The organism is Helicobacter sp. MIT 05-5294, assembly GCF_000765675.1.
Taxonomy (GTDB): Bacteria; Campylobacterota; Campylobacteria; order Campylobacterales; family Helicobacteraceae; genus Helicobacter_D.
The window spans coordinates 104,520-130,630 of record NZ_JRPA02000002.1 but is presented as its reverse complement, the minus strand read 5'-3'; the positions used below and the strand labels follow the sequence as shown (position 1 = coordinate 130,630).

Annotated in this window: 21 protein-coding genes; 7 read left to right on the top strand and 14 right to left on the bottom strand. The window is 39.0% G+C overall.

The window, feature by feature from the left end; genetic code table 11:
* Positions 1 to 5: 5 nt before the first annotated feature.
* The gene (locus LS69_RS01940) at positions 6 to 2,120 is read right to left on the bottom strand and encodes a carbon starvation CstA family protein (protein ID WP_138121712.1); all 2,115 of its coding nucleotides are present in this window, start codon (positions 2,118 to 2,120) and stop codon (positions 6 to 8) included.
* A gap of 250 nt (positions 2,121 to 2,370) precedes the next feature.
* A complete protein-coding gene (gene hemE, locus LS69_RS01935; RefSeq protein ID WP_194145379.1) occupies positions 2,371 to 3,387 on the bottom strand; it encodes a uroporphyrinogen decarboxylase in 1,017 nt (338 codons plus the stop codon).
* A gap of 135 nt (positions 3,388 to 3,522) precedes the next feature.
* On the opposite strand from hemE, the gene secA reads away from it, so the two are divergent.
* The 6 genes from secA to LS69_RS01905 all read left to right on the top strand — a co-directional run bounded on the left by secA (position 3,523) and on the right by LS69_RS01905 (position 12,912).
* The gene (secA, locus tag LS69_RS01930; protein ID WP_194145375.1) at positions 3,523 to 6,087 is read left to right on the top strand and encodes a preprotein translocase subunit SecA; all 2,565 of its coding nucleotides are present in this window, start codon (positions 3,523 to 3,525) and stop codon (positions 6,085 to 6,087) included.
* A gap of 2 nt (positions 6,088 to 6,089) precedes the next feature.
* Positions 6,090 to 7,361: an ABC transporter permease gene (locus LS69_RS01925; protein ID WP_138121710.1), complete on the top strand. Its 1,272-nt coding sequence runs from the start codon at positions 6,090 to 6,092 to the stop codon at positions 7,359 to 7,361.
* A gap of 25 nt (positions 7,362 to 7,386) precedes the next feature.
* Positions 7,387 to 8,244, top strand: a complete 858-nt coding sequence (locus tag LS69_RS01920; RefSeq protein WP_138121709.1) for an SPASM domain-containing protein — start codon at positions 7,387 to 7,389, stop codon at positions 8,242 to 8,244.
* A gap of 157 nt (positions 8,245 to 8,401) precedes the next feature.
* On the top strand, positions 8,402 to 11,275 hold the full coding sequence (locus LS69_RS01915) for an FAD-binding and (Fe-S)-binding domain-containing protein (RefSeq protein ID WP_138121708.1): 2,874 nt from the start codon (positions 8,402 to 8,404) through the stop codon (positions 11,273 to 11,275).
* A 1-nt stretch (position 11,276) separates the two neighbouring features.
* Positions 11,277 to 11,834, top strand: coding sequence for a gamma carbonic anhydrase family protein (locus LS69_RS01910; RefSeq protein ID WP_138121707.1), 558 nt, complete (start codon positions 11,277 to 11,279; stop codon positions 11,832 to 11,834).
* A gap of 100 nt (positions 11,835 to 11,934) precedes the next feature.
* Positions 11,935 to 12,912 (top strand): 4Fe-4S cluster-binding domain-containing protein, encoded by a 978-nt coding sequence (locus LS69_RS01905; protein WP_138121706.1) that lies wholly within the window; start codon positions 11,935 to 11,937, stop codon positions 12,910 to 12,912.
* 50 nt (positions 12,913 to 12,962) lie between these two features.
* Here LS69_RS01905 and xseA read toward each other — a convergent pair whose 3' ends face one another.
* The 10 genes from xseA to LS69_RS01855 form a co-directional block, all read right to left on the bottom strand.
* On the bottom strand, positions 12,963 to 14,213 hold the full coding sequence (gene xseA / locus LS69_RS01900) for an exodeoxyribonuclease VII large subunit (protein ID WP_138121705.1): 1,251 nt from the start codon (positions 14,211 to 14,213) through the stop codon (positions 12,963 to 12,965).
* On the bottom strand, positions 14,213 to 16,000 hold the full coding sequence (gene oadA, locus LS69_RS01895) for a sodium-extruding oxaloacetate decarboxylase subunit alpha (RefSeq protein WP_138121759.1): 1,788 nt from the start codon (positions 15,998 to 16,000) through the stop codon (positions 14,213 to 14,215). The genes xseA and oadA overlap by 1 nt, the downstream gene beginning before the upstream one ends.
* A 195-nt stretch (positions 16,001 to 16,195) precedes the next feature.
* The gene (locus LS69_RS01890) at positions 16,196 to 16,378 is read right to left on the bottom strand and encodes a hypothetical protein (protein WP_138121704.1); all 183 of its coding nucleotides are present in this window, start codon (positions 16,376 to 16,378) and stop codon (positions 16,196 to 16,198) included.
* Positions 16,379 to 16,623: 245 nt separating this feature from the next.
* The gene (gene mreC, locus LS69_RS01885; protein WP_138121703.1) at positions 16,624 to 17,472 is read right to left on the bottom strand and encodes a rod shape-determining protein MreC; all 849 of its coding nucleotides are present in this window, start codon (positions 17,470 to 17,472) and stop codon (positions 16,624 to 16,626) included.
* A 56-nt stretch (positions 17,473 to 17,528) separates the two neighbouring features.
* Entirely contained in the window at positions 17,529 to 18,563 is a 1,035-nt protein-coding gene (locus LS69_RS01880; protein ID WP_138121702.1) for a rod shape-determining protein, read from the bottom strand.
* A gap of 24 nt (positions 18,564 to 18,587) precedes the next feature.
* The gene (gene clpX, locus LS69_RS01875; RefSeq protein WP_138121701.1) at positions 18,588 to 19,838 is read right to left on the bottom strand and encodes an ATP-dependent protease ATP-binding subunit ClpX; all 1,251 of its coding nucleotides are present in this window, start codon (positions 19,836 to 19,838) and stop codon (positions 18,588 to 18,590) included.
* A complete protein-coding gene (gene lpxA, locus LS69_RS01870) occupies positions 19,831 to 20,637 on the bottom strand; it encodes an acyl-ACP--UDP-N-acetylglucosamine O-acyltransferase (RefSeq protein WP_138121700.1) in 807 nt (268 codons plus the stop codon). Before lpxA ends, clpX begins: the two co-directional genes overlap by 8 nt.
* Complete coding sequence (gene fabZ / locus LS69_RS01865) at positions 20,634 to 21,104, bottom strand: 3-hydroxyacyl-ACP dehydratase FabZ (protein ID WP_138121699.1); 471 nt, start codon at positions 21,102 to 21,104, stop codon at positions 20,634 to 20,636. Before fabZ ends, lpxA begins: the two co-directional genes overlap by 4 nt.
* Before the next feature lie 76 nt (positions 21,105 to 21,180).
* The gene (gene glcD / locus LS69_RS01860; RefSeq protein ID WP_138121698.1) at positions 21,181 to 22,560 is read right to left on the bottom strand and encodes a glycolate oxidase subunit GlcD; all 1,380 of its coding nucleotides are present in this window, start codon (positions 22,558 to 22,560) and stop codon (positions 21,181 to 21,183) included.
* A gap of 9 nt (positions 22,561 to 22,569) precedes the next feature.
* Positions 22,570 to 23,397 carry a plasminogen-binding N-terminal domain-containing protein gene (locus LS69_RS01855; RefSeq protein WP_138121697.1) on the bottom strand — a complete coding sequence of 276 codons (828 nt, stop codon included), beginning with the start codon at positions 23,395 to 23,397 and terminating at the stop codon, positions 22,570 to 22,572.
* A 300-nt stretch (positions 23,398 to 23,697) separates the two neighbouring features.
* On the opposite strand from LS69_RS01855, the gene LS69_RS01850 reads away from it, so the two are divergent.
* Entirely contained in the window at positions 23,698 to 24,282 is a 585-nt protein-coding gene (locus LS69_RS01850) for a hypothetical protein (RefSeq protein WP_138121696.1), read from the top strand.
* 77 nt (positions 24,283 to 24,359) lie between these two features.
* Here the strand turns inward: LS69_RS01850 and LS69_RS01845 are convergent, their stop codons facing one another.
* Positions 24,360 to 24,728: a YraN family protein gene (locus tag LS69_RS01845; protein WP_138121758.1), complete on the bottom strand. Its 369-nt coding sequence runs from the start codon at positions 24,726 to 24,728 to the stop codon at positions 24,360 to 24,362.
* A gap of 83 nt (positions 24,729 to 24,811) precedes the next feature.
* Complete coding sequence (locus tag LS69_RS01840) at positions 24,812 to 26,080, bottom strand: homoserine dehydrogenase (RefSeq protein WP_138121695.1); 1,269 nt, start codon at positions 26,078 to 26,080, stop codon at positions 24,812 to 24,814.
* Between the last annotated feature and the right edge of the window lie 31 nt (positions 26,081 to 26,111).

The window sequence follows — 26,111 nt, the reverse complement described above, 5'->3', positions numbered from 1 at the left end:
GTTCCTTATCCGTGTGCGGCAACTTTTCCTTCATATTGACTAGCCTCTTGGTAAGGAGATTCTGCAAGAGGAATATCAACCTCTCCCTTTGTGCATTGAATACAAATACGAATCGTTTGAATCAAAATCAAACAAGTAACAAACATAAAGAATGCGCAAAGTCCTGCATTAATCAAATTGTTTGTCGCAATCGTTGCAAATCTTTCTGCCAAAGCCGGATCTGTCGCAGCCGCTGCCTTTGCGCTATTGATTTGCCAAAGCGCGATATGGCTTACTGCGTCATGCACTCTTTCGCCATTCGCCGGAAGAAGTTTTAGGATTCCTGCATAAAGTGTAGTGATTAAAACCCAAGCAGCGGGTAAAATAACCACCCACGCTTGTTTTGCTTTGCCCATTTTGAAAAGCACTGCAATCACAAGCAACAACGCCATACCTGCGAGCATTTGATTGGAAACTCCAAAAAGCGTCCAAAGGGATTTCACGCCACCTTGTGGGTCTGTGATTCCTTGATAAAGAATATAACCCCAACCTGCAACACAAATCAATGTCGCCACAACCCCCCAAAACATAGACTGAATGTTTCCAATCGGAGCATAAACATTACCTAAAACATCTTGAACCATAAAGCGTCCCGCTCTTGTCCCCGCATCTACTGCAGTAAGAATAAAAAGTGCTTCAAACAAAATCGCAAAGTGATACCAAAATGCGGTAGAACCTTGATTGAAAATTGGCACTTCAGAAATAATTGTCGCTAATCCAATCGCGAAAGTTGGCGCACCACCTGTTCGGCTTAAAATGCTATTTTCTCCGATGTTATTTGCCATATTTAAAATTTCTTCAGGCGTAATAACGAATCCAAAACTATTAATGGTTTGCGCCGCGACTGCTGCAGCTTGTGCTACATCGGTGATTCCTGTTGTCCCAAGTCCTGCAGGAGCGACATTGATAGAGAAATACAATCCCGGAGTTAAAATACACGCAGCAATCAAAGCCATAACAGCAACTGCAGATTCCATTACCATTGAACCATAACCAACCATTCTAGCGTGGGATTCTTTTTCTAGCATTTTTGGAGTTGTCCCACTTGAAATAAGTGCGTGGAATCCACTAATCGCCCCACAAGCAATAGTAATAAACAAGAAAGGAAATAACTGCCCACTAAAGACAGGTCCTGTGCCATCAATAAATTTCGTAACACTCGGAAATTGAATATCTGGAGCGACAATCAAAATCCCAGCTGCCATCAAAACAATAACACCGATTTTAAGGAATGTGCTTAGATAATCACGAGGAGCCAAGAGAAACCAAACAGGTAGAATCGCAGCAACAAAACCATAACCAATCATAATATAAGTTAGGGTAATGGGGCTTAGTGTAAAGATAGCCGCTAATGTAGGATTTGCAGCGACTTCTTGCCCATAAAATAATGCAAGAATCAACAAAACAAATCCAATAATACTTGCTTCACCGATTTTGCCCGGACGCAAAAATCTCATATGGATTCCCATATAAATCGCAATTGGAATCGTCATTGCAATCGTAAATAATCCCCAAGGAGATTCTGCAAGAGCATTTACAACAACAAGTGCTAGAATTGCAATAATCAACATCATAATGCCTAAAATACCAATCATTGCAATACTTCCAACACCTTTGCCTAACTCTAATTTAATGATTTCGCCCAAAGACTTACCATTTCTACGCATAGAAACAAACAAAACCGTGAAATCATGCACCGCTCCAGCAAGCACAACCCCCACAACAATCCAAATCATACTTGGCAAATAGCCCATTTGAGCTGCCAAAATCGGACCTACAAGCGGACCTGCGCCTGCGATTGCCGCGAAGTGATGTCCAAAAAGCACGATTTTATTTGTAGGACAAAAATCCCGCCCATCATTCATTGTCAAAGCAGGAGTAGCGCGATTATCGTCTAATCCCAACACTTTTTCTGCAATGTATTTAGAGTAGAATCTATAACCAATCATATAAATACATACTGCGGCTACAACAATCCACACTGCGGAAATTTGCTCACCTTGATGTAAAGCCAATACACCAAAACACCATGCGCCAATTAGAGCTATCACAGCCCAAACTGCCATACCAATTACATTCATTCTAATTTCTCCTTTGAAGTTTTTAAGGGTGATTAATTATATATTTTTCTCTTAATGGGGTAAATAAAAATTTTGAATTTAAGCCAAATTTGGGCTTTTGGGGAGAATTTAGCTGCAAAAATCCCAAAAAGTGTTTAAAATCTACTCAAAAACACCCTTTCTCACCCCAAAACCAAAATCTAAAGAAATACAATTCTAACAGATTCTGCCTTGCTAAATCTCGCCCAGCCCTCACAATCTGTGTATGCAACTATCGGTAATTATGGATAAATTCCACAAGTTTAATCGCATTTTCTCGTGGCAAATCCGGAAGCATTCCATGCCCTAAATTAAAAATATGTGGCGTGTTTTTCATCAAATCCAAAATCTGACGCGCACCCTCTAGCATAGATTCTTCATTGTAGATTCTGCAAGGCTCAAGATTCCCTTGCAGCGTGTATTTAGGGCTAAGTTTTGCTTTGGCAATTTCAAGAGGAGTGCTCCAATCCACACCAAAAACATCAAATTCCCCGTCAATCTCTTCTAAATATCCAGAGATTCCTTTAGGAAACAAAATCACAGGAATATGAGGGTATTTTTGCTTTATAAAACTTGCAATCTGTTTGCAATACTGCCAACCAAACTCCAAATACGCGCTTTTTTCTAGCGCACTCGCCCAAGAGTCAAACACCATTACCGCATTAACCCCGGCTTCAATTTGCGATTCCAAATAATATTTTAAATTGTGCGTGATTTTATCTAGCAATGCGTGGAGAAGTTTTGGGTTAGAATACAGAATCTTTTTAGACTTCGCGTAAGTTTTACTGCCCTGCCCCTCTATCATATAAGTTGCAAGCGTCCAAGGTGCGCCACAAAACCCAATCAACGCCTTATCTTCTGCGAGATTTTGGCGCGTTAGGGCAATCGTATCATAAACATAATTTAACCTTAAATGTGCATCATTGCGTAGTCTATTTAAATCCTTTTGCGATTCTATTGTATCAGCAAACTTAGGACCTTCACCCGCAAAGAATCCCAAATCCATTCCCATTTCAAGTGGCACAACTAAAATATCACTAAACAAAATTGCCGCATCTACATTAAGAATCTCCACAGGCTGCAAAGTTACTTCACTTGCTAATTTTGGATTCTTACAAAGACTTAAAAAATCCCCTGCAAGTTTTCGGACTTCTTTGTATTCACTCAAATAGCGTCCTGCTTGACGCATAAACCATACCGGAGTATAAGGGGTTTGTTTTTTGAAACACGCATCTACGAAAATCATCACTATCCTTATTTGTATCAAAATATTTCTTTGTATTTTATCTAAGTAATATAGCATTTATGCTAAAATCCAAACTTTTTAATTGTATTTGTTAGAAAGATTTGTTGATAGCACCCAAATAAACGAAAGGCTTAAGAGATGATATTATCCCTTGTAAAAAAAATTTTTAGTAGCAAAAATGACCGATTGATTGGACATTATCTCAAAGAGATTCGCAAAATCAATGCGTTAGAGGAAACTTACCAAAAGTTAAGCGATGAAGAATTAAAAAACGCTTTTAATTCCTTAAAAGAACAAGTCAAAACCTCCAAAGACGCTAAAGCAGAACTTGATAAGGTGCTTTATGATTCCTTTGCTATCACGCGAGAAGCGAGTAAAAGGATTCTAAACCTAAGGCATTTTGATGTTCAACTCATCGGTGGAATCGTATTGCACGAGGGAAAAATCGCTGAAATGAAAACAGGCGAGGGGAAAACCCTCGTTGCAACACTTCCTGTTTGCCTCAATGCAATGATTGGCAAAAGTGTGCATATCGTAACCGTCAATGACTATCTCGCCCAAAGAGACGCGGAGCTTATGCGTCCGCTCTATGAGTTTTTAGGATATTCTGTCGGTGTGATTGTTAGTGGCAACTACGATGATAATGAAAGATTAAAGCAATACTCTAGCGACATTGTTTATGGCACAAATAATGAATTTGGGTTTGACTATTTGCGCGATAATATGAAATATGATTTTAACCAAAAAGTGCAAAAACATCATCATTTTGCTATCGTAGATGAAGTGGATTCTATTTTGATTGATGAGGCGCGCACTCCGCTAATTATTTCAGGACCTGCAAATCGCACATTAGACAATTACAAAGCAGCCAATGTCGTAGCCCTCAAACTAAAAGAAGAAAAACACTATACTTTAGATGAGAAAAACCGCACGATTCTCCTAACCGAAGAGGGAGTTAATGAGGCAGAAAAACTCTTTGGCGTGGATAATTTATACAGCATTGAAAACGCGATTTTAGCGCACCATTTAGACCAAGCCCTTAAAGCAAATAATCTTTTCAAAAAAGACAAAGATTATGTCGTACGCGAAGGAGAAGTGGTGATTGTTGATGAATTTACCGGGCGATTAAGCGAAGGAAGACGCTTTAGCGAGGGATTGCATCAAGCATTAGAAGCAAAAGAAGGGGTGCAAATCAAAGAAGAATCCCAAACACTCGCTGACATTACTTATCAAAACTACTTTAGACTTTATGAAAAACTCGCGGGAATGACTGGAACAGCGCAAACAGAGGCAAGTGAGTTTTTGCAAATCTATAATCTTGAAGTCGTTTCTATTCCAACCAATGTGCCGATTCTGCGTCAAGATTTAAACGACTTAATCTACAAAACAGAAGCAGAAAAGTTTAAAGCATTAGTTGCCAAAATCATAGAACTAAACCAAAAAGGACAGCCGATTCTTGTAGGAACTGCCTCTATAGAAAAAAGCGAAAGAATCCACGAACTCCTACAAAAAGCTAGGATTCCTCATTCTGTGCTTAATGCCAAACACCACGCACAAGAAGCCGAAATCATCAAAGATGCTGGGAAAAAGGGCGCAGTAACGATTGCTACAAATATGGCTGGACGCGGGGTAGATATTAAGATTGATAATGAAGTGCGCTCACTTGGAGGACTTTATATCATCGGGACAGAACGGCACGAATCGCGCAGGATTGACAACCAATTAAGAGGGCGTAGCGGACGACAAGGCGACCCCGGAACAAGTCAATTTTATTTAAGCCTTGAAGACCCTTTGTTGCGTATTTTTGGAAGCGATAAAATTAAAAACATTATGGACAAATTAGGGCTTGAAGAGGGCGAACACATAGAATCACACCTCGTAACGCGTTCAGTAGAAAATGCACAAAAGAAAGTAGAAAGTATGCACTTTGAAGCAAGGAAGCATTTGCTTGAATACGATGATGTCGCCAATGAGCAAAGAAAAGCAATCTATCGTGTGCGTGATGAAATGCTAGACCCAAACCACAACATTGCGCACAAAATTATAGAAAACCGACAAGAAGCCATTACAATGCTTTTACAAAAATGCGAAGTTTTCAATGAAGAAGATGATTTGGGATTGCTTTGCGCACAAGCACAAGAAGACTTCAACGCACTTTTAAATTTGGATTCTTTAAAAGAATATTACAAGGCAAACAACCAATTTGAAGGCTATATTGAGGAAATTTTATCTCGTGATTATGAAGAAAAAATGCAAGTTTTGGACGCAAAAACACGAAGTGAGATTGAAAAACTTGTTTATTTGCAGACGCTAGACAACCTATGGCGCGAACATCTTTATGTAATGGATAACCTTAAAACAGGAATCGGATTGCGCGGATACAACCAAAAAGACCCTCTTGTAGAGTATAAAAAAGAAAGTTATAATTTGTTTTTAGAACTTGCTGCACAAATCAAATACACGGCAATCAAAATGCTTCAAAAAGTGCAATTAAAAGCCGCCAATAAAGAAAATGAAAAAGAAGCAGAAGCCGCACGACAAAAATTATCCGATTCCAACAAAGGCGCGACTTTTGGAAACTCCGGCGCAAAACCCGTGCGCAATGAACCTTGCCCATGTGGAAGTGGCAAAAAATATAAAGATTGCCATGGCAAAAGCGGACCTAAAAGTGGCATACTTGCTGCCAAACGCAAGGAATCTTAAAAATGCAACCCCAAATCCCATCTGCGCCACACACAAAATCAAACACGAAATTGATTTCTTTTTTAGTGCGTCGCTATTTGCGATTCAACAAATCACAACCTTTTATTTCTATTACCGCGATTCTTGCCTTTTTGGGTGTATGTATCGGCGTTATGGTGTTGATTGTTGCAATGGCATTAATGAATGGATTTGATAGGGAGTTTGAACGCAAATTATTTATTATGAATTACCCAATCACCGCACTTAGTAGTGGCTTTGAAATGATAGACGCAAACTTGCTAGAAGAGATGGAATCTAGTTTCCAACACTTGCAATTTAGCCCTTTTGTGCAAATTCAAGCAATCTCCAAACGCGGACAAAGAATGGAAGGTGCAGTTGTTTTTGGGGTGGATTTCGAGCGCGAGAGCAAACTCAATCCCGTCTTTAATACTGCTTATCAAAACACGCAAGAATCCTATCAGAAAAACTTCAATTCAGCCTACCAAAGAGGAGATTTTGATATTATTGTTGGCAAAACTCTGCAACAACAATATGGCTTACAATTTCATTCCAATCTTTTGCTTATCTTCACTCACCTTACCCCTACTGCGATGAGCCTTAGCCCTACGATGAAAAACTTTAATGTCGTGGGTGTTTTTGATTCGGGATTACTCGCTTATGACAAAGGCTATATTTATACAAACTTAGAATCCTTGCAGACTATCAAACAACTTCCACAAGGCGTTTATGATGGCATTCATATTTATTCTAGCGACCCTCACAAGGATATTTTAGAACTCCAAAAACATTACCCACAAATCCATTTTGTAGGTTGGTGGGAGCAAAATGGCAATTTCTTCGCCGCTTTGGCTTTGGAAAAACGCGCCTTATTTATCGTGCTAATGCTGATTATTCTCGTCGCTTCGCTTAATATCATTAGCTCACTTCTAATGACAGTGATGAATCGCAGAAAAGAAATCGCCCTGCTTTTAACCATGGGAACAAGCGCGACAGAAATTAAAAAAACTTTTCTTTATTTGGGTAATTTCATCGGCATTAGCGGAATCCTAGCAGGTGGAATCCTCGCAGCAATTATCCTTGTCCTACTTTCTTCTTTTCCGATTATTTCGCTACCAGCTGATGTTTATGGGAGCGATAAACTACCCTTAGAATTATCTTTCGTAGATTTAATCTCTATTCTAGTTGGTTCTTTTGTGATTGTCTTCTCTTCTTCCTATTATCCCGCCAAAAAAGCGACACAAATTGACCCTTTGCAAGTTTTGCGCAATGAATAATTTGTAATTTCAGATTCCATAAAATATGCAATTTGAAAAAATTTTCATTGAAATTACAAATTTTTGCGGTTTAAACTGCACTTTTTGCACTCCTTTAAAAACCCTCAAAGAAACTATGCCTTTGAATCTTTTTAGCAAAATTACTGCGCAAATTAGCCCCCATACCAAACTCTGCACCTTACATATCTTAGGCGACCCGCTAAGTGTGGAATCCCTAGAGGATTATTTGGATATTGCAGAGAATTTTAAGCTTAGGATTGATTTAACCACAAGCGGATTCTATTTGAATGTAGCAAATTCTTCTCTTTTGTTGCGCCACCCTAGCATTCATCAAATCAATATTTCCCTCGCAAGTGCGCTCTATCAACCCAAGCCCATTTCACTAGATTCTTACCTCACTCCTATTTTTAATCTCTGCGCACAACACCAAAAACTTAAAAGCGAGAAATTTATCAACCTAAGACTTTGGAATCTAGACGAAAACCTAACCCCACCACCAACAAACAACGCCATTTATGCGCATTTGAAAAGCTTTTTTGGGTTAGATTCTATTGTGCCAAAAAGGACGCGTTTAAGCTATAAGATTTTCCTAGTGGGCGCACCATTTTTCAAATGGGCAGACCTAAAAACACAAACAAAGTCCAATGCGGGATTCTGCTATGGAGCAAGCAAACAGCTAGGAATCCTCTGTAATGGCATTGTCGTGCCGTGTTGCTTTGATACTAAAGGCGACATACCTTTGGGGGATTTCCGCACACAAAGCCTAAAAGAGATTCTACGCTCCAAACGCGCAAAAGCACTCATTGAGGGATTCAAAAATAACCAATGCGTAGAGAAACTTTGCCAATCTTGCACCTACAAAGACATACTTAAAAAACCTTAGCGATTCCAAGCTTTTATTTGGGATTCTAACTTGTATTTGAGTAAATTTTAAACAAATTGCAAGTTTTTTCCCTCTTTTTTCAAACATTCTAAAAAACAAGAAAATTCGCAAATAAAAAATTGTAAAATATCTGACAACTTCAACGCTAAGGAAAAAAATGCAAAGAGATTACCAAAATTTCGCCAAAGAATGCAGAGAATTTTTATTTGACACCACAGAGGAAGTGAAGCATTATAGAATCTTTGGGGACTATTTGGAGCGTTTTGCTTATGGCATTGACGCTTCTTGCTACCGTTACATTCCTGAACTCGTCCTTAAACCCATTAACGAAACCGAGATTCAAAAAATCATCGCTTTAAGCCAAAAATACAATATTCCTCTTACCTTTAGGGGTTCAGGCACGAGTTTAAGCGGACAGGCTTGTAGTGATAGTGTGCTTGTCGTGTGTCTCCATAAATGGCAAAACATCAAACTAGAAAAGGATTCTATTTGGTGTGATTGTGGTGTCATTGGTTCAGACGCGAATCTTGCCTTAAAACCGCTTAACAAAAAGATAGGACCAGACCCCGCGACTATCAACAATGCGAGTATTGGCGGAATCTTCTCTAACAATTCTAGCGGTATGTGTTGTGGCGTCAAGCAAAACAGCTACCACACCATCAAATCTATCCGCGTGATTTTATATGATGGTTCTATTTTGGACACTTCAGATAGGCAAAATGTAGAGAATTTCCTCCAAACACATCAAGAATTAGTAGAGAATCTACTCCATTTGCGCCAAGAGATTTTAGAAGATGATTCTTTATGCAAAGAAATTGTGCGCAAATTCAAAATAAAAAACACCACAGGTTATAGCCTGAATGCTCTAGTGGATTTTGAAGATATTACAGAGATTCTTAATCATATTTTTATCGGTGCGGAGGGGACATTGGGATTCGTTTCTCGCGTAGAATATTTTATGCAAGAAGATTTCACACATAAAGCCTGTGCGTTAATCTTCTATCAAACCTTGGAAGACGCAGCAAAAGCGATAAAAATCCTAAGTGCCAACGATTCTATTGTTAGTGCTGCAGAAATTATGGACTATGCTTGTTTGAAAGCTGTGCGGCATATTGAAGGAATGCCACAGGATTTGCAAAATGTCCGTGAGGGGAATTGTGCGATTCTTATCCAATTAGAATCCAACACGCTCTCTCTTTTGGAAAACAATCTCCAAACGATTCGGGAGCAGCTAGATTCCGTGCCTACGCTCTTTGGCTTAAATTTCAGCTTTGATAGCGCAGAACAAGAACAATGGTGGAAAGTCCGCAAAGGATTGTTGCCTATCTCTGCGGCAACTAAACGCAGCGGAAGCACGGTGATTACAGAGGATATTTGCTTTGAGATTCCGCATTTCGCACAAGGCATTCAAAACATTACCGAGCTTTTTAAACAATATGATTTTGAAGGAATCATTTTCGGACACGCGCTAAGTGGCAATGTGCATTTTATCATCACTCCGCTTTTAAGCGACCCGCAAGAATGCGCCAATTTCGCTGCATTTATGGACGCATTAGCCCAAATGGTCGTCGCGCTTAAAGGTAGCACCAAAGCAGAACATGGCACAGGGCGCATGATGGCGCCTTTTGTAGAATTAGAATGGGGAGCTAAGGCGTATGCCATCAACCAACGCATTAAAAAGATTTTTGACGCCAAAAACCTCTTTAACCCCGATGTGATTATCTGTGAGAATCCTAAAATCCATATTGAAAACCTCAAACCCGCTAATGCGATTGAAGATTATCTTAATGCCTGTATGGAATGCGGATTCTGCGAGAAAGTTTGCCCTAGCAAAAACCTAACCCTAACGCCAAGACAAAGAATCGCAGTTGTAAGGGAAATTGAACGACTAAAAAGCCTAGAGGACAAAAACCAAAAAGAAAGGGAAGAGTTAGCCGCATTAGAAGCGAAATTTAAAGATTATGTGGTAGAGACTTGCGCGACTTGCTCCTTATGTCAAAGTATGTGTCCTCTAAGCATTAACACCGCAAAAATCGCTATTACACACAAAAACAACCATTCTAGCCCTTTGGCAATTTCTATTGCTACACAAATCACTAAACAAATCCCACTTACAATCTCTCTTGCCAAAGTTGGCGTAACCCTCGCACAGACAACTGCGAAGATTTTAGGACGCGAAAATATCAAAAAACTCTCACTTCTTGCGAACCAAAAAATAAAAATTCCTTATATCCCTAAATATATGCCAACTTCTAATGCTTTGAAATTGCCAAATAAAAAAATCAAATCTTCCCAAAAAGTCTTGTATTTTAGCTCTTGTTTGAATCGTATTTTTGCTCCCTCGCCTCTTGCTAGAGATACAAGACCGATTCAAGAAGTCTTTTTAAGCCTTTGCGCAAAGGCTAATATTGAAGTGATTTTCCCAAAAAATCTTGAAAAAATGTGCTGTGGCAAGGCATTTAAAGACTATACACAAAAGAATCCGCAAATCAACCCGTTCCAAAATATCCTGCAAGATTTAATAGAGGAATCGCGCAATGGGGAAATCCCTATCGTATGCGACCATAGCGCATGCACACAAGAAATGCTAGAACAATTCAAAAATAAGCTAGAATCCCAAAAATTGCAACTTCTTGATATAAGCGTCTTTGCGCGGGACTTTATCTTGCCAAACCTCAAACTCAATCCCCTTGATGAACCCATTGGAATCTACGCAGTTTGCGCTTGCAAAAAGGGAGGTTACGCGGATTCTATTAAGCAGATTGCCACAAACTGCACAAAATCTAAAGTATTAGAACACGCGCAGACTTTTTGCTGTGGGTTCGCGGGAAATAAGGGCTTTATAAATCCCAAGCTAAACCAAAATGCCCTAGAGGATTTAAAAGAATACTTTGCAAAACAAAACATTCAGCGATTCTATGCGAGTTCAAGCACTTGCGAAGTAGGATTAAGCGAGGCGACCAACGCTTCTTGGCAACACATTATTTATCTACTTGATGAAGTAAGCCAAACCCCAACAACAAAGGAATAAAATGCTATTAAGTTTCAAAGGAAAAACCCCAAAAATCGCCGCTAATGTGTTCCTCGCCGAAGGTGCTAAGATTATCGGAGAAGTAGAAATCGGCGAGGATTCTAGCATTTGGTTTAATTGTGTGCTTAGAGGCGATGAAAATTTCATCAAAATTGGCAAACGCACGAATATCCAAGACTTAACTACTCTGCATATTTGGCATAGAAGCTTTGATGGAAATGGCAAGATAATAGATTCTGGATTCCCTGTTGTGATTGGCGATGAAGTTACAATCGGACATAACTGCATTATTCACGCGTGTCAAATCCATTCGCGTTGCCTCATTGGTATGCACGCTTGTGTTATGGATAATGCAGAAATTGGCGAAGAAAGCATTGTAGGAGCTGGAAGTGTCGTAACTAAAGGCAAGAAATTCCCTCCGCGCTCATTGATTTTAGGAAATCCCGCGAAATGGATTCGGGAATTAAAAGAAGAAGAAGTTGCGCTCATCGTGGAATCCGCGCAAAACTATGTGCGCTTCAAAAACGATTTTTTAGCCAATTCGCGCGTCTTATCTTAAAGATTTTTCGCTAAAATCGCACATTTTATTTTAAGGACTTTCATGCAATCAAATCATACAAATAATATGGGGGGGGGGGCAAGATAAACTAAATCTCTTTTTGAAAGATAAAAAGCGTTGGATTCTCTCACTTGTTAAAAACTCCAAACAACACCAAAAGTTAAAAACAAAACTCCAAGAAGTAGAATCTCTTTATCAAGATTCTAAAGAAAAAATAAGGCAATTAGAGATTCAAAATAAAGACTTTAAAAACAGATTCCACGCATTAGAATCCAAAGTCAATAAACTCACCCCGCAAGTCTATCTTAGAATCCTAGAGATTCATCTAGCCGAGCATTGCAATCTCAACTGCTTTAGCTGTTCGCATTTTTCTCAATTAGCAAAAGAGGGATTCCCAAATCTCAATCAATACGAGTGCGACTTAAAGAGGCTATCCAACTTAACTTATGGTTTGATTGGGAGATTCCATTTAATGGGCGGAGAACCTCTGCTGAATCCAAATTGCAAAGACTTCTTTCAAGTTACACGAAAATATTTTCCTAAGAGTGCAATTTGGCTAGTTACAAATGGAATCCTTTTAGAATCCCAATCTAAAGACTTTTGGGAATCTTGCAAAGAGAATAAAATAGAGATTCACCCAACTAAATATCCTATTAAAGTAAATTGGGAAGTGATAGAACAAAAATGCAAAGACTTTGGGATTCCGCTGATATTTTTCAACAACACGCAAGTGATTAAAGCTTCCCTTAAATTTGTCCTAGAACCAAAAGGAAATTGCAATCCCTTAGATAGCTTTGTAAAATGCGGTATGGCGAATAATTGTGTGCAACTTAGAAATGGCAAACTTTATCCTTGCAACATTGCGCCCAATATCCAATATTTCAATGCAGCTTTTCATCAAAATCTTCCTATCACTCCAATAGATTTTATAGATATTTACAAGGCAAAGGATTATCACGAGATTTTGCAATTCCTTGCCAAACCGATTCCTTTTTGTCGTTTTTGTAATCTTGCTAAATGGAAAAGCATTGGCGAATGGAAAACTTCTAAAAAAGAGATTGGGGAGTATTTGGAATAGAGTTGTGTTGATGCCTACAATGCAAACTGCGATTCTAAAAGACTCACGATTCAATGCCTCTGCAACACTTCCTTTACCTCCGCTTTAATGGTGGCACTTCCATCTTGCAATTCTAAAAGAGTTTGTGGCGGAATCTCTGCTAAGGATTTTATTTTTTTGCCTTTCATCAACACACAAGCATAGCCTGATTTTTGGTAGTTTTCGGGATTCTTAGCATAAAGTTGCGCTTTAGAATGCTCTAATTGCATAGATTTTCGCGCTAAAAACTGCTGCATTTTAAGGGAAATTTGAAGATTTGGATTCTGCAATTTTAAGGAGCACAAGGAGATTTTGTGTTGCATTTTTTGCGCTAAAACCAAATCAAAATTTTCAAGCGCATTTCTTGCGTGTTCTATTTTATTGAAAAACAAATTTTTCTCTAGCAAAAATGCTTGATTTTGGAGTTGGTTTGCTTTTTTGCGCACCAAATGCAAGAATCGTTCTTGAAGTATGTTTTGCATGGAATCCAAACCCATTAACCATTCATTCTTATCGGGCAATAAGATTTCCATCGCTGCTGAAGGAGTGGGAGCGCGTAAATCCGCGACAAAATCGCTTAATACCACATCGGGTTCATGACCCACAGCCGAGATAATTGGAGTTTTTGCTCTATAAATACTCTCCACGACTAAAGACTCATTAAAAGCCCATAAATCCTCCAAGCTCCCACCACCACGCGCTAATACAATGCAATCTGCGCCCAATTCATCGGCTTTTTGGATATTGTTTGCAATGCTTTCTTTCGCCCCCTCCCCTTGCACAAGGGTATTTAGCAAGACAAACTCCACGAGATTCCACCGCTTTTTAGCAACTCTTAGCATATCGTGCAAAACCGCGCCCGTGCTAGAAGTCAGCAAAGCGACCTTTTTAGGAAATTTGGGCAAGGGTTTTTTGTTATCAAAATAGCCTTTGCTTTGATAGGATTCTTTTAATTGTTCAAAAGCAAGGGTTAATTCTCCGATTCCTAAAGGCTGTGCGCTAACGCAGTTTAGCTGGTATTCGCCACGCGGAGAATAGACGCTAATAGAGCCTTGAAGCACGAGATTCATACCCTCTTGGATTTGGAATCTTAAACGCGAAGCATTCCCGCGAAACATCACGCATTTTAGACTAGAATCCTTGTCCTTTAGAGTGAAATAAAGATGTCCGCTACTATGGTGCGTGAAATTGCTAATCTCTCCGCTTACACTCACTTGCAAAAAAGTTGCTTCAAGCAAACTTTTAATCTGTGCGTTTAGCTCACTAACGCTTAAGATATTCATTATTCTACGAGCATAATTGCGAGATTCGCACTAATTTGCTGCCCCTCTTTGGCATAAATCTCTTTGATTTCCCCACCAATGGTTGCCAAAACTTGATTTTCCATTTTCATTGCTTCTACGATTGCCAAAACATCGCCCTCTTTGATCTTATCGCCCACTTTGACTTTTAGCTTTGTTAGATTTCCGGGCATTGGAGAAATAATATGCCCGGGAAGATTCGCTTGTGGCAAGGAATCGGATTTTTTACTAGGGGTTTTGGAATCTTTTTCGCTAGATTCTATTAAAACCTCTTTCAAATCCCCATTGACGCGCACGAAGAAAGGTCGCACATTTTCATCTTTCGTGCCACTTCCTTCTATTTTGATATTATAAGTTTCCCCATGCAAATTAATCGTAAATTCTTTTGACATTGGCGCATTTGCTCCCTCAAAAGTCGTCAATGCTTCAGGGCTTAGGCAGTTTTCGTTGCGCTCACACAAAAATTTCTTAGCGATTCCGCCAAAAATCGCATAAGAAATCACATCAGTTTCGCTTTTGGCGAAGCCTTGGGATTCCTCACGAGCCTTTTGCAATTCAGGCTCTAATCTATCTGCTGGACGCACGGTAATCACTTCTTCACCCTCTGCTTGAATGCGCTCTAATAGTTCTTTGGCAATTGGCGCGGGTGTTTTACCATAATATCCTTTAATGATATTTTTAGATTCTGTGGTTAGCGTCTTATAACGCGTTTGCGCTAGGACATTCAACACCGCTTGTGTGCCGACGATTTGGCTAGAGGGCGTAACAAGCGGAGGATAGCCAAAATCCTTGCGCACATTGGGAATCTCTTTTAGCACTTCGTCCATCTTATCAAGTGCGTTTTGCTCTTTGAGTTGGTTTGCCATATTAGAAATCATACCACCGGGGATTTGATTGACTAACACGCGCGTATCAATTTGATTGTATTCAGATTCAAATTTTTTGTATTTTCTGCGATTGCGCTTTAAAATCTCGGCGGCTTTTTCCATAATCTCCAAATCCAACTTTGTATCCCATTGTGTGCCTTGTAAAGTCGCCACCATAGATTGTGTGCAGGGGTGACTCGTGCCTTCGCTTAATGCAGAATTGGCAAGATCCACAATATCCACACCCGCTTCTATTGCTTTCAAATGCGAACCAAACGCAAATCCCGCAGTAGAATGCGTATGCAATGCTAAGGGTAAGCCGATTTTTTCTTTTAATGCTTTGACAAGTTCAAAGGTCGCATTAGGCGTAATCAATCCCGCCATATCTTTGATAGCCAAAGAATCGCAACCGCGTTTTGCCAACTCCTTGCCATATTCTACGAAACTTTGAATCGTATGCACGGGGGAAGTTGTGTAACAAATCGCACCTTGCGCGTGTTTTCCTTGCTTTTTAACTTCTTGTATGGAAACTTCTACATTGCGAATATCATTAAGCGCATCAAAGATTCTAAAAATATCTACGCCATTTTGCGCAGAAAGCCTGATAAATTCGCGCACAACATCATCGGCATAATGTCGGTAACCGATGAGATTCTGCCCACGCAAAAGCATTTGTATTGGAGTTTTTTTAAAAATCTCTTTAAAAATCGCCAAACGCTCGAAAGGATCTTCTTTTAAATAGCGCAAACAAGTATCATAAGTCGCCCCGCCCCACACTTCTACACTATGGAATCCAACTTGTTCAAAAAGCTGTGCCGCTTCTACCATATCTTCTGTTCGCATACGCGTCGCAAGCAAAGATTGGTGTCCATCTCTCAAACTATTTTCAGTGATCTTTATCATCATCAAAGCTCCAAAGTTAAGTTTTGCAAATTTAGGTTTTGAGTGTATATTATAACAACAAATTACAATGTTTTTAAGCGTATTGGGAGAATTTTACAATATTTTATGCTTTCGTGGTCTTTTTGGTATCACTTTAGCTTTTTTAAGATTTGCAATTCCCGCTTAAATAGACAAAGAATCGCAAAAATAATCATTCTAACTTGCGCGTTTAGAATACAAAATTATTAATTTTTCGTTTTGCTCTGTGCTATTTAGATGAATTGTATTGCAACTTTTGTCCTCTTTATTTTGTTCGCTTTGCTTGTTTTGGCTCTCGGATTCTAACTCTACTACTTCAAAAAAACTACAAAAACTAAGTCCTTCATCAAGAAATTCCATATTTTGCTCCTTTATTTGACTTTATAAATCATAAAGCAAATTTCATTCCATTTTAAAATTAAACCCTAGACTAAAGCAAAATTTTATGGATTATTTTAGATTAGATTCCTAAAAATCCTTGGAATTTAAGAACTTACAAAAACTACATCAAGAGAGAAAGAATCGTGAAGTTGTATTTAAATAGCAAACAAGATTCTTCGTAGAATCTCACAATTTGCGAATGAGAAAATGAAAATTTATGAAGTTTATTGCGAGAGTTTAGCGGAATCTATCCCCAAAGGTTCTTGCGATTGTGTCGCATTTTCTTCAACACTAGTAACGAGGCTTAAATCCTCCACATCTACAAGCCAATAAAACTTTGAAACCGCATTTAAAGCGGGTTTGACAATGGCGATTTGATAACCCTGTCGCAATTCAGCCGCTTCCACAACACCCACAAAAATACCGGGATAAAAAATATTGTCATTGCCACTCGTTTGCACAATATCGCCCACTTCTACTTTGGGATAAAGCGGAATATAATCCACAATAAAACCTTTATTAATATCGTATTTTGCGATTCCTTGCGACTTTTTGTCTCCTACTACAACACTATAACTGCATTTTTCATCTCCATTGAGGAATCCCTCTAAACGATGATTCTGCAAAATCGCAATTCCCGCTACTTTATTTTCATTCATCAAGCCAAAAATCGTTCCCTCTTGATGTGGCTTTTTACTTTTATATTCCAACCAAATCTTTTTATGATCATTCATATGCACAAACGAAAGCATACGCACGAGCGAAAGCTCTGGGAGATTGAGGCGCAAGGGAGAATCTACCAAAGCCAATAAATCGTTATATTCCACTTTTAAAGCTTCCAATAAGTATTCTATTTGTTGCTTTTCTTGAAGTGAGTTAGAAAGCTGTTTAATCTGCTCGACTTGATGAAAATGGCGTTGGATTGCTTTTAGGGTATTGCTATTGAGATTCAAAATGCCCGTTTTGATACTATCACTTAAAAATAGGATTTTATTTTGCACTTCGGTAGAAATTTTCATTGAAACAAACAATACAATAAACAAAAAGATAATCCAAAGAAAAAGTTTTTTCATCTATTTCTACCACTCATCATTGTTTAAGTTTTCAACAAAAATTTCTAATAAACTAACTACTCATAAGAAAGCTGTTGTAAAACATCAATTTCTTCTAATGCTTTTCCTGTGCCTTTTGCCACACATAACAAAGGCTCATCACCCACATATACAGGAAGTTTTATCACATCAGAGAGATACTTATCAAGCCCACGAATCAACGCCCCACCACCGGTAAGGACAACCCCATTTTCTACAATATCACCCGCTAAATCTGGTGGCATTTGCTCTAACACATCTTTTAGGGCATTGGAAATTTCTTTTAAAGGCTCTTTCATCGCTTCGCGCACATCTTCGCTTGTTAATTCAATCGTGTTTAATAATCCACTCACTTGGTCGCGCCCTTTAACCTGCATTACAAGCGGCTCATCAAGGCTTACCGCGGAACCAATTTGGATTTTAATTTCTTCCCCTGTTCTTTCTCCAATAAGCAAACTATATTTTCTGCGCACATAATCCACCACAGACATATCCAGCTTATCCCCTGCGATACGCAAGGATTTTGAAATTACAAGCCCTCCTAGCGAAATCACTCCAATCTCTGTTGTCCCTCCGCCAATATCCACAACCAAGCTTCCTTTAGGTTCTTTGACAGGCAAACCTGCACCAATCGCCGCTGCCATTGGCTCTTCAATCAAAAAGACTTCCCTAGCTCCCGCACTAATAGCGGATTCCCTAACCGCTTTGCGCTCCACTCCTGTTAATCCATAAGGCACACAAACGATAATTCTAGGACGCATCAATGCCTTTCTTCTATGTGCCTTTTCAATGAAATGACGAATCATTTTTTCTGTCATATCAAAATCCGCAATCACACCATCTTTCATTGGGCGCACTGCTAGAATACTTCCGGGCGTCTTACCCACCATATCTTTTGCCTCATGACCAACTGCTAGAATCTTATTTTTGCCGTAGCGATCGTTTTGCACTGCTACAACCGAAGGTTCATTAATAATAACACCTTGTCCTTTTACTAAAACAATCGTATTTGCTGTCCCAAGGTCAATTGAAATATCATGTGAAAACCAACCAATAACTTTATCTAATACCATATTCTTCTCTCTTTATAGTGGGATTCAAGCACTCTTTTTGCTTGTTTTTTTCTGTTTTACTAGCACAGGTTTTGCTTGTTTCAAAACCGACTCTTTGGTGATAATCACCTCGTAACCTTTCAATTCTGGCAACTCATACATAATATCTAGCATAATTTCCTCCATAATTGAACGCAACCCTCTTGCGCCTGTTTTTCTAGCAATCGCAAGATTTGCTATCTCTTCTAACGCTTCTTTTTTAAAGGTTAAAACCACATCATCAAAGGCAAAAAGTTTTTTGTATTGCTTTGTCAAGGCATTCTTTGGTTTTTGCAGAATCTCAATCATCGCTTCTTTGGTGATTTCCTCTAAAGTCGCAATCATATGCAAACGACCAATGAGTTCCGGAATCAGACCAAAACTCACTAAATCATCGGGTTCTACTTGCTCTAAAATATCTTCTTGTGCGACTTTTTTGGCAGTCTTATGGTGGAATCCTAAACTATTCCCCCCGATTCTGCGCTCAATAATATCCTTTAACCCATCAAATGCCCCGCCACAAATAAACAAAATATCTTTGGTGTCAATCTGAATAAACTCTTGATTAGGGTGCTTTCTACCACCTTTTGGAGGGACATTTACGATACTTCCCTCTATGATTTTTAGCAATGCTTGTTGCACTCCCTCACCCGAAACATCTCTCGTGATAGAACGATTCTCTGAAAGTCTTGAAATTTTATCAATTTCATCAATAAAAACAATGCCTTTTTGTGCTTTTTGCGCATCGCCATTTGCCTCTTGAAGTAAGCGTGTCAAAATATTCTCTACATCTTCTCCGACATAACCCGCTTCTGTCAAACTCGTCGCATCACAAATAGCAATCGGAATATTTAAGTATTTTGCCAATGTCTGTGCCATCAAGGTTTTTCCGCTTCCTGTTGGACCAATCAACAAAATATTAGATTTAGCAATCTCTGTATCTTCTTCGTCTTTTTGCTCTTTATTTTGCAACACACGCTTGTAATGATTATACACCGCGACACTGAAAACCTTTTTTGCCTTTTCTTGACCAATCACATATTCGTCCAACACCGCTTTTAATTCTTTAGGGGGGACGATATTTAGCTCTTCACTTACAGGGGATTCCAACTCTTCTTCGAAATGCTGCTCACCGCCTACAAGCAAACTATAAGAAGCAATGATACAATTTTTACAAATACAAACATTATTCCCCGCAATCAATGGATTCTTATGGGATTCTTTAGATTTGCAAAAATCACAAACTTTTTCACTCATTATTTTTCCTTATAAAAGGGATTCCCCTTGTAGATTGGATAATAAACTCACACATTTTTTTAACATTCGCATCTTTTACGCCCTCATCAAGAATCTCTTGCGCAATCTCCTTAATAGGAGCATTACCGAAGAAGAGACGCTTATACGCATTATGAATCTTATCCACTTCGTGGTGTTCAAAGTTTTTGCGCAAACGATGTAAATTCAATCCTCTAATTACTGCGCGATTCCCCTCTGCCATACAAAACGGAGGAATATCTTGAGAGAGCGCACTCGCACCTGCAATCATCGCATAATCGCCAACTTTTACAAATTGATGAATCGGCGTTAAGCCTCCTATATTAATATGACTTCCTAGCACGATATGCCCACCTAGTGTTGCACCATTTGCCAAAATACAAGAATCTCCAACAATGCAATCATGCGCAATATGCACATAAGCCATTAACAAATTGTGGCTGCCGATTATCGTTTTGCCACCTCCACCCTCTGTGCCGGGATTAATCATTGTAAATTCGCGTATTTTATTATAATCGCCAAAAATCAATTCATTGGGTTCATCGTGGTATTTTAAATCTTGTGGTTTCGTGCCTAAAGTCGCATTGGGAAAAACTTCATTTCCCACGCCTAAAGTCGTATTGCCTAAAATGGTTACATGGTTGTAAATCTTGCAATCTTTTCCAATTTTGACATTGCTACCAATCACGCAATAATGCCCAATCTCGACATTTTCGCCAATCACTGCACCCTCTTCAATAATGGCAGTCTGTGCGATTCTCGCTGATTTTGCTATTTTCACTTTTGCGCCTTTTTTTCTGCATTATCCACTACCATTGCCTTTAATTCTGCTTCGGCAACTAGCTTATCTTCCACATAAGCATAACCTTGCAAAACCCAAATCCCACCTTTGTGCTTCAAGACTTCTAGCTTATAAACAAGCTTATCTCCGGGAACAACAGGATTCCTAAATTTTGCTCTATCAATGCTCATAAAATAAACAATTTTATCTCCTGTATTTTGCGCTTCATCTCCAAACATACTAACAAACGCCAAAACTCCTCCCGCTTGTGCAAGTCCTTCAATAATATAAACCCCTGGATAAATGGGTTGCACAGGAAAATGCCCATTAAACACTTCTTCGTTAATGGTGATATTCTTATAGGCTTCAATCTTTTCATTTGGAGACATAGAAACCACCCTATCTACAAGCAATAAAGGATAGCGGTGTGGCAGAATCTCACGAATTTTTTGCACATCATAAATCATTTAGAATCCTTAAAATTAAAATTAAATTTTAACACAAAAATAAAACAAACCAAACCTAATTTTCCTTTTTCTTTGATTATAATGCCATTTTTCCCGGATTCAAAATATTATTAGGATCAAAAGCCTTTTTAATAGAACGGAATAAATCCATTTCTTCTTCCGAGAAAGCAAGGTGCATAAAAGGTGCTTTTGAGATTCCAATCCCATGCTCACCACTTAGCGTTCCACCAAGATCCACGGTGATTTTAAAAATCTCTTCAATCGCCTGATGTCCTTTTTCTAATTCTTCTTGCTTACTACCATCTACCATTACATTAGTATGCACATTTCCATCACCTGTATGCCCAAAACACGGAATCACAACGCCATATTTTTTAGAAACTTCTGCAATTCTCTCTAATAACTCTGGCAATTTAGAACGCGGGACGGTAATGTCTTCGTTGAGTTTCTTGCTTCCATAAATCGTAATACTTGGACTTGCATTCTTACGAGCAAACCACAAATCCGCCGCTTCTTGTTCATTGTTTGCTTTGATAAATTGACTCGCACCATTTTCGAGAAATTTCTCCTCTACTTTTTGAATCTGATAGGTAATTTCTTCAGGCAAATTTCCATCTACTTCTGTGATGAGAATCGCACCCGCATCTTTTGGCAAACCTTTATGAAATTTCTCCTCCACTGCACGAATGCTAAGATTATCCAAAAACTCCATTGCCACAGGAGAGATTCCACTTGCCATTGTTTTATAAACCGCGTTCATTGCGGCTTGAATGCTTGGAAATACGCCCATTGCGCTTTGTTTATATTTGGGTTTGCTAAGCAACTTCAGAGTGATTTCAGTAATAACCGCCAAAGTCCCCTCACTTGCAATTAAAATCCCCGCCACATTATAACCTGCCACATCTTTAATCGTTTTTTTACCCGCGCGAATAATATCGCCATTAGGCAATACCGCACGCAATGCCATCACAAAGTCTTTTGTGATTCCATATTTTGCCGCGCGCATTCCTCCTGCATTTTCACTCACATTACCACCAAGCGTAGAGTAATATTCACTCGCAGGATCTGGCGGATAAAACAACCCCACTGCTTCTGCTGCCTTTTGTAACTGCATATTCACGACACCGGGCTGCACTCTAGCAACCATATTTTCCATATCAATCTCTAAAATCTGATTCATATGTTTTTCTAATGCTAAAATCACCCCACCTTGCACTGCAAGCGCACCGCCTGTGAATCCGCTCCCTGCACCGCGTGGGATAATAGGAATCAAATGTTCATTACAATACTTCAATACACGACTGACTTCTTCTTCATTGTGAGGAAAAACAACGCATTCAGGATATTTTCTCTCTTTGGTTGCATCATAGCAATAAGCACTCAAATGTGCTTTATCGCTGAAGCATTCGCCCTCTCCAACAATCGCTTTTAAATCCTTGATATTTTGTTCTGTCATAAAAAGCCCCTAGAAAATATCTTTGACGCCGTTAAGGAAATAATTTGTGATTCTTCCAAAAAATGTCGCGTCTTCATCGCGAATCTCTCCTTTGACAAGTGCGTCGAAATAAACATAATAATCCTGCGTTTTAATGTCATTAAAAAGATAAGAAAACCATTCTTGATTCCCTCTACCAATGCGTGAGAAGAATGGCAACATACGATCTTCTATCGGAGCGCGTCCTGTGATATAGTCTTTTTTGACTGGACGAAAAGTCTGACAATCCAATGCTTGACCTTCGTTAAGATTCACCAAATAAATAATCCCTGCTGCATATTGTGTGCAGATTTTACGAAAATCCCCTTTTACCGGCGCAGTATGTCCTATATCCATCAAATACGCCGCAAACAAATCCGGGTGTAGCCATACAATCTCCGGATACGCATTTTTGACTTTCTCATAAATATCTTGTGTTGGCGCAATCAAAAACGCTCTGTCGTTAAAGCTACGAAAAATCACCTCATCATTTTTTTGTGGCATTAAGATTGGCGTTGGAAATGCGGTTTGCTCCAATCCAACAAAGGGTTCAAAGGCGACTTTCGCACGACCATTTTGAATCTCTATCACTGCGGCTTTTGCCACAATACCGGAATGCTCACTATCAAACCAGCGGACAATTTCACCACTTTCGCCTACTTTAAGATCAAAGGCAGGAACATACGCATAATGCTCGGAATCTTGATCTAGCTCTATAATGGGAACGATGATTTTATTACCAAAAGGGGAAGCAAAAAGGGAAATACCAAAAAAACAAAGGAGAAAAAAGGAATATTTTATAAATTTTAAATCTTTCATAATGCAACAAACCTTAAATTAGAAGTTTTTTAATATATTAAAAAATCCTGAAATTATAGTTTATCTTTGCTTAAAGCGTAGCAAGATTTTATGGAATTTCTACAAAATTTCAATAAATTTTCAAAGGCTTTTCAAGGACGATTCTAGAAGTTGGAATCCTTTTTGCTTAGATTTCAAGACAAAAGACTGAAGCGAGATTCTTCAATAATCAACAAAACGCGCAATGTGTTCGTTAGAATCCATTTCAACCCGCTTACAGTCTTGCTGCGAAATTTCAACTAGAAAGGATTTTGTTTTACGATGGTTATTAATCAGAATTTAAATTCTCTAAGTGGAATCTATAATAATGAGGCAAATCGTATTCTCAATGAAAATGTGCAATCCACCAATAAAACGCAAAGCAAGGAATCGCACCAACAAAATCAAGAGAGTTTTGAAACAGAAAGAATCACCTATGGTATGATTAGTTTAGAACTGATGAATGATGAACAATACCAAGCCTTTGAACGCGTAACTGCGGGTATGTCGCCCAATGAAAAGATTTCTGTCGCCCAAATGCTAACACGCGCAGGTAATTTAAGCGCGAGTGTGGAACGCGTAGAACAGAAAGAAAAAGAATCTCAAGATTCTAACTCTAACGACAAAGACGAAAACGAGCTTGGATTCTTAGGAATCACAAAAGAGGGTTGGCGGGAAGTCGCAAAAGAGTTTCAAAACAGCCTTAATCACTTAGAGGGACTTTATACCAAAAACTACAACAAGAATCCTACGAGCAACTATAATGATATTTTACGCAAAAACACAGAAGCAAAAACACAGCGCATTTTAAGAGAGTTTAGCCACGCAATTTATAGCGGCAATGTGCAAATTGATACGATGAGTTGAATCCTTTGCAACCATAAAGACACATTATGTCAGCAGGGATTCCAAGCATATTCAAAAATCCATTGACTTTTAAGACCTTAAAACATTGTAAGATTCTCCAACCAACGAATTTCAAAGGAATCTTTCGGCATTGACTTAAACAAAACCAAAGCACTCAAACAATAAGGCATTGCGATTCTGTGAGTTTTCAGATAGATATTCAGCGTCTTTGTGAGTTTCTCTAGTTTAGAGGGATTTAGATTATACACAGGCTCAAATCCCACGCCACTTTTCACTTCAACAAAATACAAAACCTCTTGCTTTTTTGCCACAATATCTAGCTCTCCAAAACGCGTATAAAAGTTTCTTTCTATGATTTCAAAGCCCTGTTCTATTAAGAATCTACACGCGGCTTCTTCAGCTTCTTTGCCCTTTTGGGTGGTGTTGCGAAAATCCTTAGAATCCAAACTCCGCTCTTCTTTACTCTGCCCCTTTTCGCGTTGCGACTCTTTTAAATTTCTAGCCCTAAAAAACACAATGGAATCTAAAATTATTTTTCAATGCGAATCATCACCGGAATCGCATGCACGACTTCTAGTGCGCTAATAAGCCCAATGGCGACTTTAATCTCTGCTTCACTACAAGAATGCGTGGAAAGCAAAAGCGTGGAGTGGTTTTTGTCCTTTGCCTTGCGTTGCAAAAAGGTATCAATAGAGATTCCAACTTCGCCAAAGATTTTCGCAATCTGCGCCAACACTCCGGGCTTATCAAGCACTAAAATACGCAAATAATACGCACTGATAATTCTATCTTGTGGCTTAAGGCGCAAATGGCTACTTGCTGTTTTGAATCCAAGCATTGGAGAACTTTTAGTGCGTGCAATCTCAATAATATCTGAAATCACGGCACTCGCCGTAGCATTTCCACCCGCACCCGCACCATAATAAAGCGTTTCACCGACATAATCCCCAACAACGCTAATCGCATTCATCACCCCATCAACTTTTCCAATCATCGCTTCTTTTGGCAACAAAGTAGGATGCACACGCAATTCTATCTCATCTCCATCTTTTTTGGCGATTCCAAGCAGTTTAAGATGATAGCCAAACTCCTTAGCAAATGCAATATCTTCTTGCGTAATCTCTGTGATTCCCTCAATCAAAACATCTTCTGGCTTCGCGTCAATCCCATAAGCAATACTCGCCAAAATCAACAATTTATGCGCCGCGTCAAACCCACCCACATCAAAGGTAGGGTCAGCTTCTGCATAGCCCAAATCCTGCGCTTCTTGCAAAACTTCTTTATATTCTACGCCTTGTTCTTTCATTTTGGTTAAAATAAAATTACAAGTGCCATTAATGATTCCGCAAATATTTAAAATATGATTCGCTCCCAATCCATCACGCAATGCCTTAATAATAGGGATTCCACCTGCGACACTTGCTTCAAAACCAATCGGCAAATCTCCTGCTATTTTTTGCAATTCATAGCGATGATAAGCAAGCATTGCTTTGTTGGCAGTTACCAATGCTTTGGAATTGCGCAAAGCTTTTTTGGCGATTTCAAAAGGAGCTTCCACGCCACCTGTCAATTCTACGACAATATCAATTTCTGGGTCATTGAGTATAGAATCCACATCATTAGTAATAGGGAAATCAAACACTTGACGGCTTTTAGATAAATCCTTAACAACGCCTTGTTTAATGCGAATCTCATAGCCTGCACGCGCTGCAATCAATGCTTGATTATTTTTTAGGATTTCCGCGACACTGCTACCCACCGTGCCTAATCCAATAATCCCCAATGTAAGCTGTTTCATACTTGTCCTTGAGAAAATTTTAAAGCTTAAT

Coding starts and splice junctions, on each gene's coding strand:
- LS69_RS01915 (WP_138121708.1), top strand. CDS start 8,402: ATGCAAAGAGATTACCAAAATTTCGCCAAAGAATGCAGAGAATTTTTA.
- LS69_RS01940 (WP_138121712.1), bottom strand. CDS start 2,120: ATGAATGTAATTGGTATGGCAGTTTGGGCTGTGATAGCTCTAATTGGC.
- mreC (WP_138121703.1), bottom strand. CDS start 17,472: ATGAAAAAACTTTTTCTTTGGATTATCTTTTTGTTTATTGTATTGTTT.
- LS69_RS01910 (WP_138121707.1), top strand. CDS start 11,277: ATGCTATTAAGTTTCAAAGGAAAAACCCCAAAAATCGCCGCTAATGTG.
- LS69_RS01920 (WP_138121709.1), top strand. CDS start 7,387: ATGCAATTTGAAAAAATTTTCATTGAAATTACAAATTTTTGCGGTTTA.
- fabZ (WP_138121699.1), bottom strand. CDS start 21,104: ATGATTTATGATGTGCAAAAAATTCGTGAGATTCTGCCACACCGCTAT.
- LS69_RS01840 (WP_138121695.1), bottom strand. CDS start 26,080: ATGAAACAGCTTACATTGGGGATTATTGGATTAGGCACGGTGGGTAGC.
- xseA (WP_138121705.1), bottom strand. CDS start 14,213: ATGAATATCTTAAGCGTTAGTGAGCTAAACGCACAGATTAAAAGTTTG.
- LS69_RS01880 (WP_138121702.1), bottom strand. CDS start 18,563: ATGGTATTAGATAAAGTTATTGGTTGGTTTTCACATGATATTTCAATT.
- LS69_RS01890 (WP_138121704.1), bottom strand. CDS start 16,378: ATGGAATTTCTTGATGAAGGACTTAGTTTTTGTAGTTTTTTTGAAGTA.
- oadA (WP_138121759.1), bottom strand. CDS start 16,000: ATGATAAAGATCACTGAAAATAGTTTGAGAGATGGACACCAATCTTTG.
- LS69_RS01850 (WP_138121696.1), top strand. CDS start 23,698: ATGGTTATTAATCAGAATTTAAATTCTCTAAGTGGAATCTATAATAAT.
- LS69_RS01855 (WP_138121697.1), bottom strand. CDS start 23,397: ATGAAAGATTTAAAATTTATAAAATATTCCTTTTTTCTCCTTTGTTTT.
- glcD (WP_138121698.1), bottom strand. CDS start 22,560: ATGACAGAACAAAATATCAAGGATTTAAAAGCGATTGTTGGAGAGGGC.
- secA (WP_194145375.1), top strand. CDS start 3,523: ATGATATTATCCCTTGTAAAAAAAATTTTTAGTAGCAAAAATGACCGA.
- clpX (WP_138121701.1), bottom strand. CDS start 19,838: ATGAGTGAAAAAGTTTGTGATTTTTGCAAATCTAAAGAATCCCATAAG.
- LS69_RS01925 (WP_138121710.1), top strand. CDS start 6,090: ATGCAACCCCAAATCCCATCTGCGCCACACACAAAATCAAACACGAAA.